This is a genomic window from Nostoc sp. C052, from assembly GCF_013393905.1.
Classification (GTDB): domain Bacteria; phylum Cyanobacteriota; class Cyanobacteriia; order Cyanobacteriales; family Nostocaceae; genus Nostoc.
This window is the reverse complement of the sequence record NZ_CP040277.1, coordinates 188,739-205,898: the sequence shown is the minus strand read 5'-3', so window position 1 is coordinate 205,898 and position 17,160 is coordinate 188,739. Positions and strand designations below refer to the sequence as shown.

At 41.5% G+C, this 17,160-nt stretch carries 17 protein-coding genes; 6 read left to right on the top strand and 11 right to left on the bottom strand.

The annotated features are described in order from the left end of the window. Positions 1 to 12: 12 nt before the first annotated feature. The 4 genes from FD723_RS39690 to FD723_RS39675 form a co-directional block, all read right to left on the bottom strand. Positions 13 to 1,800 carry an efflux RND transporter periplasmic adaptor subunit gene (locus FD723_RS39690; RefSeq protein ID WP_179070618.1) on the bottom strand — a complete coding sequence of 596 codons (1,788 nt, stop codon included), beginning with the start codon at positions 1,798 to 1,800 and terminating at the stop codon, positions 13 to 15. Further along, positions 1,801 to 2,292 carry a heavy metal-responsive transcriptional regulator gene (locus FD723_RS39685; protein WP_179070617.1) on the bottom strand — a complete coding sequence of 164 codons (492 nt, stop codon included), beginning with the start codon at positions 2,290 to 2,292 and terminating at the stop codon, positions 1,801 to 1,803. It lies immediately after the preceding gene. Positions 2,293 to 2,574: 282 nt separating this feature from the next. Further along, the gene (locus FD723_RS39680) at positions 2,575 to 3,066 is read right to left on the bottom strand and encodes a FixH family protein (RefSeq protein WP_179070616.1); all 492 of its coding nucleotides are present in this window, start codon (positions 3,064 to 3,066) and stop codon (positions 2,575 to 2,577) included. A 135-nt stretch (positions 3,067 to 3,201) separates the two neighbouring features. Further along, the gene (locus tag FD723_RS39675; protein ID WP_179070615.1) at positions 3,202 to 3,564 is read right to left on the bottom strand and encodes a hypothetical protein; all 363 of its coding nucleotides are present in this window, start codon (positions 3,562 to 3,564) and stop codon (positions 3,202 to 3,204) included. A gap of 264 nt (positions 3,565 to 3,828) precedes the next feature. Between FD723_RS39675 and FD723_RS39670 the strand changes: the two genes are divergently transcribed. From FD723_RS39670 to FD723_RS39655, 4 genes are all read left to right on the top strand, one after another. Then, positions 3,829 to 4,080 (top strand): thioredoxin family protein, encoded by a 252-nt coding sequence (locus FD723_RS39670; protein ID WP_179070614.1) that lies wholly within the window; start codon positions 3,829 to 3,831, stop codon positions 4,078 to 4,080. 268 nt (positions 4,081 to 4,348) lie between these two features. After that, positions 4,349 to 4,759 (top strand): heavy metal-responsive transcriptional regulator, encoded by a 411-nt coding sequence (locus tag FD723_RS39665; RefSeq protein WP_179070613.1) that lies wholly within the window; start codon positions 4,349 to 4,351, stop codon positions 4,757 to 4,759. A gap of 112 nt (positions 4,760 to 4,871) precedes the next feature. Continuing rightward, positions 4,872 to 5,498 (top strand): class I SAM-dependent methyltransferase, encoded by a 627-nt coding sequence (locus FD723_RS39660; RefSeq protein WP_179070612.1) that lies wholly within the window; start codon positions 4,872 to 4,874, stop codon positions 5,496 to 5,498. A gap of 171 nt (positions 5,499 to 5,669) precedes the next feature. After that, complete coding sequence (locus tag FD723_RS39655) at positions 5,670 to 6,842, top strand: MFS transporter (RefSeq protein ID WP_179070611.1); 1,173 nt, start codon at positions 5,670 to 5,672, stop codon at positions 6,840 to 6,842. A gap of 74 nt (positions 6,843 to 6,916) precedes the next feature. Here FD723_RS39655 and FD723_RS39650 read toward each other — a convergent pair whose 3' ends face one another. The 4 genes from FD723_RS39650 to FD723_RS39635 all read right to left on the bottom strand — a co-directional run bounded on the left by FD723_RS39650 (position 6,917) and on the right by FD723_RS39635 (position 11,200). Next, positions 6,917 to 7,438, bottom strand: coding sequence for a cupredoxin domain-containing protein (locus FD723_RS39650; RefSeq protein ID WP_179070610.1), 522 nt, complete (start codon positions 7,436 to 7,438; stop codon positions 6,917 to 6,919). 22 nt (positions 7,439 to 7,460) lie between these two features. Then, on the bottom strand, positions 7,461 to 9,722 hold the full coding sequence (locus FD723_RS39645; protein ID WP_179070609.1) for a heavy metal translocating P-type ATPase: 2,262 nt from the start codon (positions 9,720 to 9,722) through the stop codon (positions 7,461 to 7,463). Between the two features lie 167 nt (positions 9,723 to 9,889). Beyond that, on the bottom strand, positions 9,890 to 10,084 hold the full coding sequence (locus FD723_RS39640; protein WP_162398293.1) for a heavy-metal-associated domain-containing protein: 195 nt from the start codon (positions 10,082 to 10,084) through the stop codon (positions 9,890 to 9,892). A gap of 435 nt (positions 10,085 to 10,519) precedes the next feature. Next, complete coding sequence (locus tag FD723_RS39635) at positions 10,520 to 11,200, bottom strand: DUF305 domain-containing protein (protein ID WP_179070608.1); 681 nt, start codon at positions 11,198 to 11,200, stop codon at positions 10,520 to 10,522. A gap of 1,348 nt (positions 11,201 to 12,548) precedes the next feature. On the opposite strand from FD723_RS39635, the gene FD723_RS39630 reads away from it, so the two are divergent. After that, positions 12,549 to 13,211, top strand: coding sequence for a class I SAM-dependent methyltransferase (locus FD723_RS39630; protein WP_179070607.1), 663 nt, complete (start codon positions 12,549 to 12,551; stop codon positions 13,209 to 13,211). 138 nt (positions 13,212 to 13,349) lie between these two features. Then, the gene (locus FD723_RS39625) at positions 13,350 to 13,925 is read left to right on the top strand and encodes a hypothetical protein (RefSeq protein ID WP_179070606.1); all 576 of its coding nucleotides are present in this window, start codon (positions 13,350 to 13,352) and stop codon (positions 13,923 to 13,925) included. Positions 13,926 to 13,957: 32 nt separating this feature from the next. On the opposite strand, the gene FD723_RS39620 is transcribed toward FD723_RS39625, so the two are convergent. Genes FD723_RS39620 through FD723_RS39610 form a run of 3 tightly spaced genes read right to left on the bottom strand, consistent with a single transcriptional unit; the run spans position 13,958 to position 17,139 of the window. After that, positions 13,958 to 14,644: a DevA family ABC transporter ATP-binding protein gene (locus tag FD723_RS39620; protein WP_179070605.1), complete on the bottom strand. Its 687-nt coding sequence runs from the start codon at positions 14,642 to 14,644 to the stop codon at positions 13,958 to 13,960. 32 nt (positions 14,645 to 14,676) lie between these two features. Further along, the gene (gene devC / locus FD723_RS39615) at positions 14,677 to 15,828 is read right to left on the bottom strand and encodes an ABC transporter permease DevC (protein WP_179070604.1); all 1,152 of its coding nucleotides are present in this window, start codon (positions 15,826 to 15,828) and stop codon (positions 14,677 to 14,679) included. Between the two features lie 15 nt (positions 15,829 to 15,843). Next, positions 15,844 to 17,139 carry an ABC exporter membrane fusion protein gene (locus FD723_RS39610; RefSeq protein WP_179070660.1) on the bottom strand — a complete coding sequence of 432 codons (1,296 nt, stop codon included), beginning with the start codon at positions 17,137 to 17,139 and terminating at the stop codon, positions 15,844 to 15,846. Between the last annotated feature and the right edge of the window lie 21 nt (positions 17,140 to 17,160).

The following is a 17,160-nucleotide window of genomic DNA, read 5'->3' as shown; positions in this document are numbered from 1 at the left end:
AAGCTCCTGAACCTAGCGATTATCTAACGTAAAAGAACTGTTGCCAATTCGTGATTTGTCTTTGACTTTGGCAGTTACTTCCCACTTTCCACTCATACCCAAATAGGTATTGACTTTAAAACGACCTGATTTAGTATCAGGTTTTACTTCCACATCAGTAGACATGGGAGAGGAATTCTTCATTGGCATGGCGACACTAACTTCTAAACCCTCAACTTGTACAGGCTTCTTGGTCTTAGAATCTTGGACTTCTAGAACCAGTTGATTATCACCAGATACCGCTTTACCTTGCGGGCTGACTAACTTTATTTGGGTGTTGCCCTGTACAGTGCTACTAGTGCTACTTAAGGAAGCAACTGGTTGACCAGAATCATTAACACCTGCCACCGATGCATTTTCAATTAGTCTTTCCTGTCCGGAAGTAATAACCAAATCGCCGGGTTGCAAACCGCTAGTTACCTCTACGCGATCGCCGTTTGTTAAACCTGTAGTGACAAATTTACGTTTAGCTGATTTATCTGCTAAGACCCATACAGCTTGCTTACCTTCAGATTCAGTCAGTGCTGCTTGGTCAACCGACAGAGCGTTTGGCTTATGGGCTGTAATAATTTGCATCTCCACAGCCTGTCCTGCCAAAATCTGCCCACCAAGATTGTCTACGACTGCCTCAACTGTAACTGTACGAGTGTCCTCCCCAGCTTTGGGAAAAATGCTTGTCACCCTACCTTTGATGGTTTTAGTGGCGTTGCCAATTATCCGCGCCACAATTGGCGAACCAATTTCTACACCTGTTAAATTTTGCTGGGCAACATTTGCTTGAAGGCGAACTTTGCTATATTCTCCAATTTTGAGAATCCCGATACCAGGTTGTACCACTACACCAGGATCTGCCATCCGTTCCTGCACAATGCCTGTAATTGGGGATGTAATAACTTTGTAACTCTCAATGACTTTGAGACGCTGAATTTTTACTTTAGCCTGTGCTACCTGAGCTTGGGCTTTAACTATCTGGGCTTGCATCCGTTCTAATTTAACTTTTGCAGCACCTAAACCCGCCTTGGCTGATGTTGCCTCACTTTTTTGTCTATCAAAATCATTGCGGGCGATCGCCCCGGAATTTAATAAAACCTGCTCGGTTCGCTCTACTCTTGTCTCCAAATAAGTAGACTCGGCTGCCATTCGCTGTATTTCTTGACGTTGCTCATCTAGTTCTTTTCTGCTAGCTTGTTCGTCAGCTTTGGCAGCCTGCATTTCCGTTGTTGCTTCCTCTACCTCATCAGAAAGTTCCGTCGCAGTTAGTCGGGCCAGCACTTGTCCTGCTTTTACCTTACTTCCTGGGTAGGCAGAGTATTCAGTCAACTGCCCACCCACTCGTGGATATACAGTCACTTCCAGGTAAGGACGCACTGTCCCAGTATAACGCACACTTGCCTCCATCAAACCAGGCTGGATGGACTCGACCTTGACCGGGGTGGGATTAGAAGAGCCGTCTACCCGCATCATGTCTTCCATCGACATCCCTTTCATATCTTCCATCCCAGCCATAGAAGAAGAAGGTTTGAACTGCTTGGTTAATATTGAGATGGTACCGATTAGTGCTACAAAAACTGCAAGTATAATACCCGTTTTGACGGATAAAACCGACTTTTTGATCGGCTTAATTTCAAGCAAGTTAGCATTGTCATGATTACTGACTTGATCGGGTGTTTCTGCCTCAACGGGGGAAAGGTCAGAAAGAGGAGTTTGTTCGTTTTCTGCTTTGATGCGAGAGTTTTTATCCTCGCCAGTAATTCCAGACATTTACTCTCCTCGCAGGTTATGAACAGGTATATCCCGACAAGCAACTTCCTCAATCATGCTACAAAGCTCTTTGCTGCATGGGTCGTCCAAGGGTCGGCTTAACCAGCTTTCTTGATATGCTTCTAGCTCATCCTTCAGCGCCTTCATGCGATAAATCTGCTCCTCAAGATCAGCTATTTTCTTTTTCAGTAAGCCTCTAACCAGTGGGCAAGCAGGGCTACCGTGAGAGCGAACACCAACTATTTGTTGAATTTCACTGAGGGAAAACTGTAAAGATTGAGCTTTTTTGATGAATTGCAGTCGCTTGATTGCTTCGCCATCGTAATAACGGTAGCCATTTTCACTTCTTTCAACTGGTGTTAGCAATCCTAAGCTTTCGTAATACCGAATTGTTCCCACTGCAACATCGGTTTGCTTTGCTAGCTCACCAATTTTCAGCAGTTTTTTTGGGGATAATGCTTCACAACAAGCTTGTTCCACTACAGCAACCATAGTTTTTTATTTCTACCACTATGTATTGCTCCAACCTTAGAGTCTATAGTCAACTGTAGAGTCAAGCCCCAGAGTCAGAATTTATGTAAAGTTATCTAACAAAATTTTGTACTGCTGACGAATTGTTATACGTGTTAACTACGATAGTAGGCTTAAAGCCAGATTTTACTTATAAATGTGCCTTGAACCTATCGAGACGGAATTTTAGTAGGGCGATAGAAGAGTCAAAAACTTATACCTAATAGTTTCTACAAATATGGACTTTTAGAAACTTTAGCTCAACTACTTAACGGGTACATTAAAGACAGCGCTGGCAGTCGGCTGGATATCTTTAAGGTTTACCTTTAGTTGCCAGTTACCACCATAAGGTAGACTGCTTTGAATTTCAAACATACCGGGTGAAGATGCTGACTTGACTTGTGTTTTTGCAGTTCCTACTCCTTGCATCCCCATTGCCTTCATTTCTTGCTCAGACATAACCATTTCAACCGCTACATTTTTGACAGCTAAAGGCTTACCAGTCTTGGCATCTGTAACATTCAGCATTAGAGTACTTTTTCCAGTTTTGAGGGGTGTCGCTTCCGTATTTAGAGTCATGCGAGCTTCTCCCGTTTGGGTAGTAGGTTCAATCACCTGGCCGCCTGTCGTGGTTTTTGAGGAAGAGACAGCCGGATTATTACCTGAATTATTTACCTGTTGTCCATTACTACAGGCCCCTAAAGAAATTACTCCCGTGCTTCCTAGAACGATTAAGAGCCACTTGAAAGATTTCATGCTATTTATTTCCTCACAGACGGTAACGATCAGTTTGAGAATACTTAAATAAGTAAATTAGAGCCATGTTAAACCCTCAAGTCAGCTGTAGAGTCAAGTAAATATGGGCAATAATCTTCGTAGAGAGAGTCATTATCAATTACGAATTACCTTGACTCCTGTACGGCATTGTTGCATGGCTTCGAGTCTTAGCATAGTCGCCCCCCCAGTTGGTCTGGCTGGGGGTATTTGACAGCCTCCTGTGTTGGATTGTGCGCTGTCTTCTCTGACGCTGGATTGTATTGGGCTTTGCGGAAGGTTTTTATAACACTCTTGCAGGGCTTGCATTCTTTGCAAAGTAGCTCCACCAGTTGGTCTGGCTGGAGGAATTGATTCACAGACTTGTTTGTTAGATGCATTTTGCTGTCCATAGGCGGTGGAACCCAAAGATACATTAAGCAAGGCTATACCTACGGGAAGTGCTAGGAAAGATGCAGTGCGGATAATAAACATTTTCATAGAAATAACACCTCAAAAACTAGTAACTTTTGTTACGGAAGTAACTGTAGAATTATGCTAGACTTTTGAGTCGGCTGTAGAGTCAAGTAGATATAGGCAAGAATTTCTCTTAATATTTCATTGCAATATCTCTGGATAGGACTGTCACCTTAAGCATCGTTAAGTGGAAGTCAAAGAATAAATTTAGAAAGTAGAAAAGGGTTGACTCTCTAGTCCACTAGAGACTTCAGAATGAATGAGTAAGGAAAATTCCTGGTGGACATCATGACAAAACGTCAAATAGAAATTTTTACGGCTGACTGTCCTTTGTGCGATGAGACAGTTCAATTGGTGCAAGAACTGACTTGCCCTGATTGTGAAGTATCAGTCTATAACCTGCGACAAGAGCAGGAAAAAGCCCAGCATTATGGAGTGAATGCAGTGCCAGCGATCGCCATCAATGGAAAACTGGTTGTGACTGGTAAACCCAGTCGAGAGCAACTCCAAGCTGCTGGTGTAGGTCAGCCCCTGAGTTGAAATAGTTGAAACAGAAGGTAAATAAGTCCAAAGACCTTCAATTTGCAAAAAACTAAATCTATTGTAGGTGGGTATCTCGCCCGCCCTAATTATGCAACTCAAAGGCACATTAACTTATGAACCATAAATCTGTTTTATGGATGGTTTTGTTGATCCTCATGGTGGGATTGATTGTCGTAACACTCAACTTTGTCACGAGTTAGAACACACAAATTGTCCAGATAATGATGGGTAGCATAATAAAACAAATAAAATTTGGGAGTGTAGCATGTTAACCCACGATGAAAAACCGCTTTTAATTGGTCAGGTAACAGCTTTAAGCGGAGTTCCTATCAGGACAATTCGCTATTATGAAAGTCTAGGTTTACTCAATTCTTCTGGGAGAACAGAGGGTGGCTTCCGACAATTTTCGTTAGATGTGCTTACCCGTTTAGCATTTATTAAACGGGCGCAAAATCTTGGTCTTAGTCTTGAAGAGATCGGAGACATTCTTAATATATATGATGAGGGAAAACTGCCTTGTGGTGAAGTTAAACAAAAGCTAGAAGATAAGGTAAATGAAATTGAGTGCCAGATTGAAGAGCTATTAACTTTAAGAGATGAACTAACAGGTTTACTCTCAGGTTGGGATAATTTTACAGGTAAACGAAAGGATACGATATGTCCCATCATTCAGTAAGTATTCAAAAACATTAGAGCAATTCTGAAACCTTGACGATCGCACACGCTACTATGAAGTCGTTGTACTTAAGTATGTATTTTTTGCTTATGAAAGAATCTAGAGTTTCCGTATGACCGAAACCAAAGTTCGTAAGCAGTATGATCGGTTGGCAGCAATATATGACCAACGCTGGAGCAATTACCTTGCTAATACTTTGTCATTTCTCAAAAGCTGGGCACAGATATCTCCATCAGATGTTGTGCTGGATATCGCTTGTGGAACAGGAGAATTTGAGCGGCTAATTTTAACTGAACGGCCGATGCAACAGATGGTTGGGGTAGACATTTCAGATAAGATGCTACTCATGGCTAAACAAAAATGTTGTAACTACCCTAATGTCTCGTTTTACAACGCACCAGCCTCAGCATTACCTTTTGCAAGTAACAGTTTCGATGTGGTCATATCTGCTAGTTCGTTTCACTATTTTGATGATCCTGATGCTGCATTAACGGAAATGAAAAGGGTTCTGAAGCCTGATGGTAAATTAGTGATTTTGGATTGGTGCAGAGATTATTTATTGTGTAAAATATGCGACATTATTCTGAAAGTTTTTGATCCAGCGTACAAGCAGTGTTATTCCCAAGCTGAATTTCATTACCTACTTACATCCGCAGGTTTTAATATTTGTCGTGCTACTAAGGTTCGTTTTGGGTTGATATGGGAATTGATGGTAGTAACAGCAACAGCTAGTTGCTGAATCAAAAGTTTTTCTAGTTTGAAAACGATTGCTTGTAAGCTGTTGCGTTTTTAATTTAGAGTAATGCCAGAAAAGCTGAGACCTTGTGCCGTTAATACTCGCTGTTAGATGATTGTATAAATCATGCTGAAAACTGTTTTGAGCTAAATCAGTATTAACCCTCTATCTACAATGACAAATATCAAAAGCCTTTCTAAAACCCCTGCTTTCAAGTTCGTAATCTTACTCGGCTTTGTTAGCTTATGTGCTGATGCAACCTACGAAGGGGCGCGTAGCATCACGGGAGCTTATCTTGGAGTCTTGGGCGCTAACGGTACTGTGGTGGGGCTAGTAGCTGGCTTAGGGGAGTTAATTGGTTATGGCTTTCGCTTAGTTATCGGTTATCTCAGTGACCAGACGCGAAAATACTGGGGAATCACCACATTCGGTTACTTCGTTAATACAGCAGTTGTGCCGCTTTTAGCCTTAGCTGGACGTTGGGAAGTCGCAGCAGCTTTGATGATTGCTGAACGCACAGGCAAAGCGATTCGCACCCCGCCGCGAGATGTGCTACTTTCCCATGCTGCTAGTCAAGTTGGCAGGGGTTTTGGTTTTGGCTTGCATGAAGCGATGGATCAGATCGGTGCTGTGATGGGGCCATTGGCTGTAGCGGCGGTGCTTTATTTGCAAGGAGGGTATCGGGGTGGCTTTGCGATTTTGATTGTGCCAGCAGTCTTAGGGTTAATTGTGCTTTTGATCGGACAACGGCTTTACCCAAATCCCCGTGATTTTGAAGTAAACACACCAACACTCAAAGGAGAGGGATTACCGCGAGTTTTTTGGATTTATCTGGGGGCTGTAGCCCTAGTTGCTGCTGGGTATGCAGATTTCCCTTTAATTGCCTACCACTTGCAGAAAGAAGCGATCGCTTCCTCTAATACGATTCCTTTATTTTATGCAGTAGCTATGGGAGTTGACGCTATAGCTGCACTAATATTTGGGCGTTTGTTTGACCGCAAGGGGATTTCTATTCTCATTGTTGCGGTTTTGATATCATGCTTGTTTCCTCCATTGGCTTTTTCAGGAAACAGTAACCTTGCCCTTTTGGGAATGATTTTATGGGGTGTAGGGATGGGGGCACAAGAATCAATTATGAAAGCTGCGGTTGCAGGGATGGTGCCAATGGACAAACGTGCTAGTGCTTACGGGATTTTCAGCGCAGGCTATGGCTTATTCTGGTTTTTAGGTAGCGCCTTAATGGGAATTCTTTATGATCGCTCTGTTGGCTCCTTGGTTGTCTTTTCAGTCGTTATCCAAGTTGCAGCAATTCCCATTTTTTGGCAAGTAAGAAGGCACAACATTTAAGACTAGTTAGAGATGCTTAAGCTCTTGGAGTGTTGGGGTAAAAGTAGCCAAAGGTAAAGTTTATTGTTACCTCCCTACTGGACTTCTACCACACCACGAAACATATTCATTCCACAGGTAAATTGATATTGACCTGGTTTGGGAGGTGTAAATTCAATGGGAGTGACGTGATTGAGAGCTAAATCTTGAGCAATATGAAAATCAGGTAACAATACTTTCTCCAAACAGCTACTGGGGTCGCGGCGAAAGAAGTTTAGCCGTACAGGTTGAACAGATTTTACAATTACACGAGAAGGTTCATAGCCTCCGTCTACATTAATCGTTAGCTCCTGTATCCCTTGACCCAGATTAGCTTTTATAGCTTTATTTTTACTGAATAGAAACCACCACAGTTCCAATCCAATTAATCCTAAACCGCCCAAAGTAACGCCGACTTTTAATGCTAGTGGTTGCTCAATACGGCGAAATTGACTGGTTTGTTCTGATGAATGTGTTGGCATTTCGGTTGGCATTTGTGCTGTTGCTACGCTTGATGCTGTACCAAACAGAAGTCCTAACCCTGCAATGCTCCCAAAAATCTTACTTTTGTTGAACATTTGTTAAATTCCTCCACAATTATTAGATAGTTTTGGGATGAAAGTTACGCAAGCGTAAGGCATTCGTAACAACAGAAACGGAACTAAAAGCCATCGCCCCACCCGCGATAATCGGGTTGAGTAGCCAACCAAAGATAGGAAATAAAACTCCAGCAGCAATGGGAATCCCAGCAACGTTGTAAATAAAGGCAAAGAAGAGATTTTGGCGGATATTCTGAATAGTGGCACGGCTCAGTTGAATTGCAGTGACTATGCCTTGCAAGTCTCCAGAGATCAGGGTGATATCGCTGGCTGCGATCGCTACATCCGTTCCAGTTCCAATTGCAATCCCCACATTCGCTTGAGCCAGTGCTGGTGCATCATTAATGCCATCACCCACCATTGCGACAATTTTCCCCTCTGCTTGCAATGCTTGTATTTGAGACGCTTTTTGGTCGGGTCGAACTTCTGCAAATACTCGTGTGATCCCGACTTCACTGGCGATCGCTTCTGCTGTTTTGCGATTATCCCCTGTTAGCATAACTACCTCTAAACCTAACTTTTGTAGCGTTCTCACAACTGCTACTGAAGAAGGTTTAAGTGCATCAGCAATTCCCATCAAACCTTGAATTTGCCCATCCACTGCAATTAAAATCGCTGTTTTACCAGCAGCTTCCAGAGAGGTTTTACGCTCTTGAAGCGTGCGGGTATCGATATTTAATTCTTCCATCCAACGCTGAGTACCGATTTGTACGAAACGGTCTAAAACAATTCCTTGAACACCACTCCCAGCGATCGCTTCAAATTGTTTAGCCTCTGTCAGTTCCACTTGCTGAGATTGAGCATACCTAACCACCGCTTCAGCCAATGGATGTTCTGAATTTCGTTCTACAGACGCTGCCAACTGCAAAAGTTTTAACTCATTACTATTAGCTGTGCCGTTGACAGTAACAAAGTCAGTAACAGTGGGTTTTCCCTGTGTTAAAGTTCCAGTTTTATCCAGCACAATAGTCTGAATTCTATGAGCGAGTTCTAAACTTTCTGCACCTTTAATTAAAATACCATTTTCTGCTCCCTTGCCAGTTCCTACCATCACTGAAGTTGGAGTAGCTAAACCCAAGGCACAGGGACAAGCGATAATTAGCACTCCGACTGTGGTAATTAAGGCTAATGTCAAGTTGCCCATGACATTAAACCAAATAACGAAAGCAGCGATCGCAATGGCTATCACTACTGGCACAAACCATCCCGTTACTTGATCTGCTAAACGTTGAATTGGTGCTTTAGAGCCTTGAGCTTGTTGCACCATTTTGACGATTTGAGACAAAAAAGTGTCTTTCCCAACGCGGGTTGCCCGGAATTTAAAGCTACCTGTTTTGTTAATTGTGGCTCCAATTACTTCATCTCCCGGTTGCTTTTTGACTGGCAAACTCTCACCAGTCACCATCGCTTCATCAACGTTGGAAGCACCTTCTATCACTTCTCCGTCAACAGGAATTTTTTCTCCTGGACGTACCAAAATTACATCACCAATCTGAACTTCCTGGATAGGAACATCAATTTCTTGACCATTTCTAATTACTCTGGCATCTCTAGCTTGTAAACCGATGAGTTTGCGGATGGCTTCAGAAGTCTGTCCCTTAGCGCGATTCTCAAATAGCCTTCCTAGCAAAATTAAGGTGGTAATGACTGCTGCTGCTTCATAGTACACATCAGGCATCAATCCAGCAGCCGTAAAAAAACCTGGGAAAACAGTAGCAAATAGTGAATAGAAATACGCTGCGCCAGTACCAATAGCAACCAAGGTATCCATAGTTGCTGTATGACGTTTAAAGGCTTTCCAGGCATTTTTGAAGAAGTCTGCACCACACCAGAACAAGACAGGAGTTGCCAGTACTAACTGTACCCAAGGATTGTCTAGCCACAATGTCCGAATCCAAGGCAGATTTAGCCCTGTCATGGCAGAAATTGACCCTAGTACAATTAAAGTACTGAGGATTGCTCCTACAACTAGCTTGCGGGTAAGTGTGCGTAATTCTGCTTCACGGGCGGTTTTTTCCACATCATCTTCTCCAGTAATCATTTCTTGTTCTTGGAGTGAGTAAGATGAGTATCCGGCAGCATCTATAGCGGCTTGGATTGTTTCCAGATTGGTGCGTTTGGGATCATACTGGATAGTAGCTTGCTCCACGCCAAAGTTAACGTTACAGTCGCTCACCCCTGGAACAGATCGGATTGCTTCTTCGATGTTGTTAGCACAGGAGGCACAACTCATGCCTCGAAGTTTAAGACTCAGAGTATCCATAGTTAAATATGCTTTTTTAGCCGCTGCTTTACTGAGTTCTAAGAACGGTGTTTTGGTCTGATTGATAGCTGAGTGTCGTTATACTTAGCTTTGCCTGTGTGCTTTTCAGACAACTTTACTAAGCGTTGCCTTGCTATGTTTGCTGATCTATTCTCTGTTGATGGCTTTTAAGTGACAGAATAGCCAGCAGTAGTAATTGCTTCCTTAATAACTGTTTCGTCAGCATTTGTGTCCACTAAGACGATTTTTGTTTTTGGATCTGCTTGAACCGTAGCAGTAGGATCAACTGTTTTAACTGCTTTAGTAATAGTGTCTCCACAAGCAGAGCAAGCCATATTAGGAACTTTTATTTGGAGTGTCATAACGTTAAAAACCTTGAACTTGGATAGTAAAAAGATGGAGTTAAGAGAATCAGGAGTTGAAGACTCAAATGGTTTACGGCTTTAGCTAGCAGGATAACCAGAGTTAGCGATTGCTGCGCCGACCAAAGGTATCGCTTCTTCGATTGCTGTTTCAAATGGCATAACTGAAAGTACACAAGCTGCTACAGCTTTAGACTCTCTGAAGTGTCTTACTTCATGAATTCATCTTAGACTCTCTATCTGGCTGGAGAGTCAAGTGATTTTGCTAAATTCTTTTTAATGGTTTCAAAAATATTGCATGAGATGTGTCCAAAGTATCTGCAACAAGAATTGCAGTCGTTGCACCTGTATTTCCCTACTAATGAGGTTGGGGTAGGTAATAGCCTGCCCATCGCGCTTTCAGCTACGCTACCCCTCTTTGGAGAAACTAAGTTACTACCTACTCGAACGATTAGAAGTATTTCGATTTTGAGTACTCATTGCTTGGAGCAACTCTTGCATTTGAGCAATTTCAGCACTTTGACTCTTGGCAATGGATTGAGCTAAATTTCTAATTTCGGGATGCCTAGCACTGTTACCAACCATGCCACCCATCATCGTCGCCATTCGGTGATGGCGAGTCATTTGGCGGAGAAATTCCTGGTCAAAGTTAGGCGCATTTTGTAGGGCTGTCATCATCTCCTTATCCATCATTTCTTGCTGCTGCATGGAAATCTTCATTGCCTCGTCCATCCCGTCACCCATATTCATGCCAGTTGTGGGGATTTCTTTGCCGTACCACTGTTTATACCAGCCCTGCATCTGCTTAATTTCGCGGGTTTGGTCTGAAATGATGGATTGCGCCAGCTTTTTGACTTCAGGACTTTTGGCTCGGCTCAAAGCCATCTGAGCCATTTCAGTAGCACTTTGATGATGAGGAATCATCATTTCGATAAACGACTTATCCACTTCAGCCCTCATGTTCATTCCACCATGCATAGGGCTTGTGTTTGTTGGATTGGGAGCTTGCACTTGATTGCGATCGTTGGCTTTGGCGCTGTCAATGATGGAAAAAGCTGTGATAGTGGTGCCTGTTAATAGAGCAACTAGACTGTAGGTTAAAACTTTTTTGTTCATTTTAATGACTTCTATTGAAGGAAATAAGTGGTTTAGCGAATTTCAACTCCCAATTAGGGATTTTGCTAGGCTTATCAATACGTGCCCTAAAATAATTGGTCAGAAACGATAGTGTTCTTTTATCTGTCCTTCCCTACTGAAAGGTAAATTGGCTAGCATGTATTCAGCTTTTTTGCCTCAGATGACTTAAGCTACACCTGCGGCAGTAACGACCTTGCGATATTGTTCAACTTAGTTAGCGATCGCATTTCTTTCTCATACGGGAGCATAACTACCTACATCATCGCCTTTGCCCCTTGCCCACATGACTCGGCACAACGTTAGCAGTGGTTGTTGTCATGTTTCTCGTACTCTGTTACACAGCGAACCTTCTTACGGAGGAGCTACCCTTGCGGTAAGAGGCTTTGCGTCTACGCTAACACAAGCTTCGGTGCAGATATTATACACAGGCTTAAGCACAGCAATCGCGCTCACGTAGGGATTTTAAACTCATGTAGGGATTTTAAACAAGCTTGAATCCAAGTTTCAAGCATAGATTCGTAGTTACAGTCATAATTTTCTCCCTAGCTAAATAAATGAATCAGTTATGAAGCTGTAGTTATGCTTCTAATAATTCACACTAGGCAATTGTCGGTGTAAAAGCATCTACCCAATGATACGATGCTAATTTCTTCCTAATGAGATGTCTAAATTTCATGTTGATTTCATTTTGGTATGCTAGAAATTTTAGCTAATAATTTATAAGAATTTCATATAAGCAAATCAATCAATTTTAGTATCTTTTTAGAAAAACGCTACATACAAATTCTCTTTAGAAGGAAAGGAATGATCAAAACTTGCCTTTATTACACCTGCTTATACAATATTTTTTTTAGTTTTAAAAAGTAGAAATTTAGTTACTTTTATAAAAAATTCAATTTCATAAAAATCTGTCAAAAAATTATTCCTGCTATCTATAATTTTTTCTTGCTTATAAAATACGTATAAAATTTGTATACTGCAAAAATAGTAAATTAGCAAAGCATACAATTATGAAATTCACATGAAATTCTTATAAAAATTAAAGTAGCTAATAATATGTCATTAGGCGGATATTAGTTTATTTACAAAATCTGATTAAATTAAAAGTGAATTGTACTGGCTTGTTCTGCCGTACAGATACTATTTTTAAAGCAATGAAGACGAGCGAGCCTAGCGCTAATGTTCAGGCAGATATTAAAACCAAGATTGTGTTAGTCAAAACTTAGGAATCTAAAACAGCAATCAAGGAAGCGTACCTTTGGTCGGCGTAGCCAACGGCAGCGATGCCTATCCTGCTACTTAAATCAACAAATGTAAAAGCTAAACTATGTTTCCTAATTCAACCATATTGAAAACTATTTTTTTGGACACTGGGGTACTAATTGCCCTACTCGTAGGCATTGGATTCTGGTGGCGAACAGCTGTTCGCCACTACTATCTGCCCTGTCCATTTTGGCTGGCCTGGCTTTTAGAAAATCCATATATGGAGACTCTGGCAGGCAGTTCAGTCATTCTCGACCGTCTTAACCTCTCCCCTGGGATGCAGGTAATTGATGTAGGAAGTGGAACGGGTCGTGTTGCCATTCCTGCTGCTAGAAGAGTAGCACCAAATGGTCAGGTAGTGGCACTTGATAGCCAGTCAGGTATGTTGCAAAAGCTAGAGCAAAAGGCAAGCGCAAACAGTGTAACTAATATTCGGACGTTTCTGAGCAGAATTGAGCCGGGAGTACTAGAACATAACAAGTTTGATAGAGCATTGTTGGTGGCAGTATTAGGTGAAATTCCAGATCGGGAGGCAGCACTTCAAGAGATATTTGCCGCTCTTAAGCCAAATGGTATTCTTTCCATCACTGAGGTCATTCCTGACCCCCACTATCAAACGCTTGGCACTGTTCGCCGTTTGGCTGAAGCAGTCGGATTTATGCCTAGTGATTATTACGGTAACTTTTTGGTTTTTACAATGAACTTTATAAAGCCAGATACGGCATAGTAGCACAAATTAGCTTGGCAACCGCTTAAAACTATGTCAATTCAATATTGAGCATGTTGCAGCTATAACTCTTAAGTCAAGTACACGATTCAAAAGCAGATAACTAAAAACTTAACACTGATTTGGAATGGAGGAAAAATGAATCTCACATCTGAGCAAGTTCACTGGATTGGCGGAGTTGCATTTACTATTGTCGCTGTGCTGCTCATCTTGTATAAAACTCGTGTGATAAGAGCGGGCTGGTTACCTTATTTGCTTCCTATATTATTGATTGGTTACGGAGTGGAAAGCCTTATAGATCCGCTGGTGCATGGTACAGCAAAACCTCAAAACTATGGTGCTGAAAGCCTACAGCATATAATACAGGGCATACTAATGCTGATTGTTGGTAGTGTAGAATGGCTTCGTGCTGGTGGACGGCTAAAACATTATGCCTGGGGATTACTTCTGCCACTCGGTCTGATTGGGGTTGGGGGCGTGTTTATGTTTCATGCCCAGCATGAGGCTAATGTTCCTCCTTTGCTTCTTCTGGTTCAACATCGCATCTTTGCAATCACTCTTTGGATTACTGCTGCTGCCAAAGCTCTAGCTGAATGGCCAAACAAAAACTCTCAAGCCTTTTCAATAGCCTGGCTTCTCCCACTTCTCCTGTTTGGCCTAGAATTGCTGGTCTACACCGAAGGAGGTAATTCTTCAGTCCACAGTATTCATTGATTACACAAGTATGCAAATAGTAATCCTCAGTCCTAACAATCTACCAAATGTCCATCCTCCATATGAATGATGCGGTCAGCAATATCAAGAATGCGATTGTCGTGAGTAACCATTAAAACAGCACAACCCTGCTCCTTAGCCAGACGCTGCATGAGTTCTACTACATCCCGACCTGATTTACTATCCAAAGCAGCAGTGGGTTCATCAGCTAAAACCAGTTTCGGATGACTTACCAAAGCACGAGCAACAGCAACTCTTTGTTTCTGTCCACCAGATAAATCATCAGGATAGTAATTCACTCTATGTCCCAAGCCAACAGCTTCCAGCATAACTTCGGATTTAGCTTTGGCTTCTTGACTATCAAATTCTTTATGGAGTTCCAATGACATTTGAACATTCTGGCAAGCGCTCAAAAATCGCAGTAAATTGTGAGCCTGAAAGATATAGCCAATATTTCGTCGAATTTGCACTAATTGCTGATCGTTAGCTTTGTACAATTCATGTCCTAAAACTTTGAGTTTTCCTTCTTGGACAGACCGCAAGCCTCCCATCAAAGTGAGCAGGGTTGTTTTACCTGAGCCTGACTGCCCCATCAAAATAACTACTTCGCTAGGGTAAATTTCTAGGTTTATGTCAAATAAAATCTGTTTTTGTAATGCCCCTTGACCAAAGTAGTGATTGAGATTTTGAATAGAAATAATAGAGTTTTGTTGTAACATTTGTCAATAAAGTAGAAATATCTCTTATACCACTAAAAAATATCTGCTGGATCTGCTGCTCTCAATTTCCGTACAGCAATCGCGCCAGAAATAGTACACATTAAGATTGTCAAACCTAAAACAAATGCAGAACGACTAACACTCATAAAAATTGGTAAAAAAGTTGCAGCTTTGGTCAATTCATATAAACCAAAAGAAATACCTAAACCAGGAATATAGCCAAAAATTGCTAAAATTAGAGCTTCTTGAAAAACAACACGCAATAAATAATTATCTGTGAACCCCATAGCTTTGAGGGTGGCGTACTCGGCTAAATGTTCGTTGACATCTGTGAAAAGGATTTGATACACAATGATTATACCAACCACAAATCCCATCCCTGTACCGAGTGCAAACATAAAGCCAATCGGTGTACTTGTACGCCAATATTCTTTTTCAAACTCGATGAATTCTTGGTAAGTAAGTAATCTAACATCTTTAGGCAGTTTAGCAACTAAATTATTCAGTGTTCTTTGCTGATCTACACCAGGTTTGAGAGTAATTAAGCCAATATCAATTTCTCCATCACGACGATTTTTAAACAAACGCAAGAAATTTTGGTCACTGGTGATTAAATTTCCATCTGCCGCAAAGGAAGGCCCAAGAGTAAACAAGCCAACAGTTTTAATTCTGTAGTTACTAATTTCCGTTAATACCTGTTTGTCTCGCTCAAATTGTGCAGCAATTGGCCCATATTCAGAACGGGAAGAACGGTCAAACAGAAAAGTATCAGGCAATTTTAATTTATTGAGATTTTGATTAACTTCTGGTAAGTTAAATACTGGTTTTTCAGGTTCAAAACCGAATACAAATATGGCTCGATAATCAGCATTAGCTGGATTTTTCCAATCAGCAAAATCGACATAAACAGGGCTGACAGAATTAACCCCTTCAAAGCCTGATACTTGATAGAGACGACGTGAAGAAAACTGTCTCATATAAGCAAGAGACTTAGAACGGGGACTAATCATCACCAAGTCCGCTTTTAAAGTGGTATGGAAGCGTGCAGCACTATCATAAAGCGCACCCTCAAATCCCAACTGCATAAACATGAGAATATTGGAAAAACTAATACCCGCCATAGCAACAATCATGCGAGATTTTTCGCGGGTAAGTTGTAACCAAGCTAAACGTATTTTAGACATAATAACTAGTACTATTTAAGATTTTTCTGTGTTAATTATGACTTCTACTTGTAAATTGGTTAAACTTCTAACTTGCTTGGCATCTTTTGGATTAAGACGAATTTTAATTTCAACAACTCTGCGGTCTACATCAGCAACAGGATCAGTACTAAAAGTTGCTTGTTTTTTTACTTGCAAACCAACTTGAGTGACCTTTCCATGTAGTTCTCCAGAAAAGGCTTCACTATTAACTCTGGCTTGTTGACCGATACGTACTTGGTTAACATCAGTTTCGTATACTTCAGCAACTACGTACATCTGGTCTGTTTGACCCATGTCTGCAATTCCTTCGTTACCAACAATTTCTCCAGGAAAAGTATAAATTTTTAAAATTTGACCGCTCTTGGGTGCGCGCACGTAAGTTAATTCCTGATCTGCTTGAGCTTTTTCCACAGCAGCTTCTGCACTTTCTACCTCTGCTTGAGCTGCTTGCACATCTGTGGGACGAACCTCAGCGATTTGGTCTAAAGTTGCTTTTGCTTCGTTGATTTGCTGTTGCAAGGTTTCTTCTGTTTGCTTAAGAGTGGATCTAGCCTCGTTGATTTGCTGCTGTAAGGTTTCCTCGGTTTGATTTAGGCTAGCCTTAGCTTCATTCAATTGCTCTCTAGCAGTTTCTAATTCCAAACCCTTGCTATCAAATTTGGAAGCTTCAACCGCACCTTCTTTGTATAACATCTCAAAGCGCCCAAATTCTGTTTGAGCATTGTTTAACTGGGCTTGTAGACGAGCAATGTTTGCTTGTTGAGTTCTTCTTCCGCCCAATAGTTGGGCTTGCAAGCGAGCAATAGTTGCTTGTTGAGTTTTTCTCTCACCAAATAGTTGTGCTTGCAGGCGGGCAATAGTTGCTTGTTGAGCGTTAATTTCCCCAGTTTTTGCCCCAGCTTCTACCTTAGCTAAATTAGCTTGAGCAACTTTTACTTGTTGTTTGGCTTGTTTTAAAGCAGCTGAAAGACGATTATAGTTGTCTAGGATGGCAATTACTTGATTTGAGGTAACTTTATCTCCCTCTTTCACTAAAAGTTTATAAATTTTAACAGTTTCAAGAGAAGTGGAAGCAGAGAGGCGAATAACTTCACCTTGTGGTTCTACGCGTCCTCTGGCACTAATGGCGTTGGTAGGAGGAGTAGTTGCTAAGGAAGCTGATGAGGGATTTTTCTGAGCAGGTTGGGAATGAAGAAGACTATAAATAGTAGCCGTGCTAATAACTGAGGTAGTGACACTAAGGAAGAGAATTACCCACCACTTTTTTGACTTAAGAAATGGCTGCTTCATCACTTTTGAATCATGCATATT

Bases quoted from the DNA above. Each gene is read 5' to 3' on its own strand.
- devC (WP_179070604.1), bottom strand. From the start codon at position 15,828: ATGTCTAAAATACGTTTAGCTTGGTTACAACTTACCCGCGAAAAATCT.
- FD723_RS39630 (WP_179070607.1), top strand. From the start codon at position 12,549: ATGTTTCCTAATTCAACCATATTGAAAACTATTTTTTTGGACACTGGG.
- FD723_RS39665 (WP_179070613.1), top strand. From the start codon at position 4,349: ATGTTAACCCACGATGAAAAACCGCTTTTAATTGGTCAGGTAACAGCT.
- FD723_RS39640 (WP_162398293.1), bottom strand. From the start codon at position 10,084: ATGACACTCCAAATAAAAGTTCCTAATATGGCTTGCTCTGCTTGTGGA.
- FD723_RS39660 (WP_179070612.1), top strand. From the start codon at position 4,872: ATGACCGAAACCAAAGTTCGTAAGCAGTATGATCGGTTGGCAGCAATA.
- FD723_RS39645 (WP_179070609.1), bottom strand. From the start codon at position 9,722: ATGGATACTCTGAGTCTTAAACTTCGAGGCATGAGTTGTGCCTCCTGT.
- FD723_RS39650 (WP_179070610.1), bottom strand. From the start codon at position 7,438: ATGTTCAACAAAAGTAAGATTTTTGGGAGCATTGCAGGGTTAGGACTT.
- FD723_RS39610 (WP_179070660.1), bottom strand. From the start codon at position 17,139: ATGAAGCAGCCATTTCTTAAGTCAAAAAAGTGGTGGGTAATTCTCTTC.
- FD723_RS39635 (WP_179070608.1), bottom strand. From the start codon at position 11,200: ATGAACAAAAAAGTTTTAACCTACAGTCTAGTTGCTCTATTAACAGGC.
- FD723_RS39690 (WP_179070618.1), bottom strand. From the start codon at position 1,800: ATGTCTGGAATTACTGGCGAGGATAAAAACTCTCGCATCAAAGCAGAA.
- FD723_RS39680 (WP_179070616.1), bottom strand. From the start codon at position 3,066: ATGAAATCTTTCAAGTGGCTCTTAATCGTTCTAGGAAGCACGGGAGTA.
- FD723_RS39675 (WP_179070615.1), bottom strand. From the start codon at position 3,564: ATGAAAATGTTTATTATCCGCACTGCATCTTTCCTAGCACTTCCCGTA.
- FD723_RS39685 (WP_179070617.1), bottom strand. From the start codon at position 2,292: ATGGTTGCTGTAGTGGAACAAGCTTGTTGTGAAGCATTATCCCCAAAA.
- FD723_RS39620 (WP_179070605.1), bottom strand. From the start codon at position 14,644: ATGTTACAACAAAACTCTATTATTTCTATTCAAAATCTCAATCACTAC.
- FD723_RS39670 (WP_179070614.1), top strand. From the start codon at position 3,829: ATGACAAAACGTCAAATAGAAATTTTTACGGCTGACTGTCCTTTGTGC.
- FD723_RS39625 (WP_179070606.1), top strand. From the start codon at position 13,350: ATGAATCTCACATCTGAGCAAGTTCACTGGATTGGCGGAGTTGCATTT.
- FD723_RS39655 (WP_179070611.1), top strand. From the start codon at position 5,670: ATGACAAATATCAAAAGCCTTTCTAAAACCCCTGCTTTCAAGTTCGTA.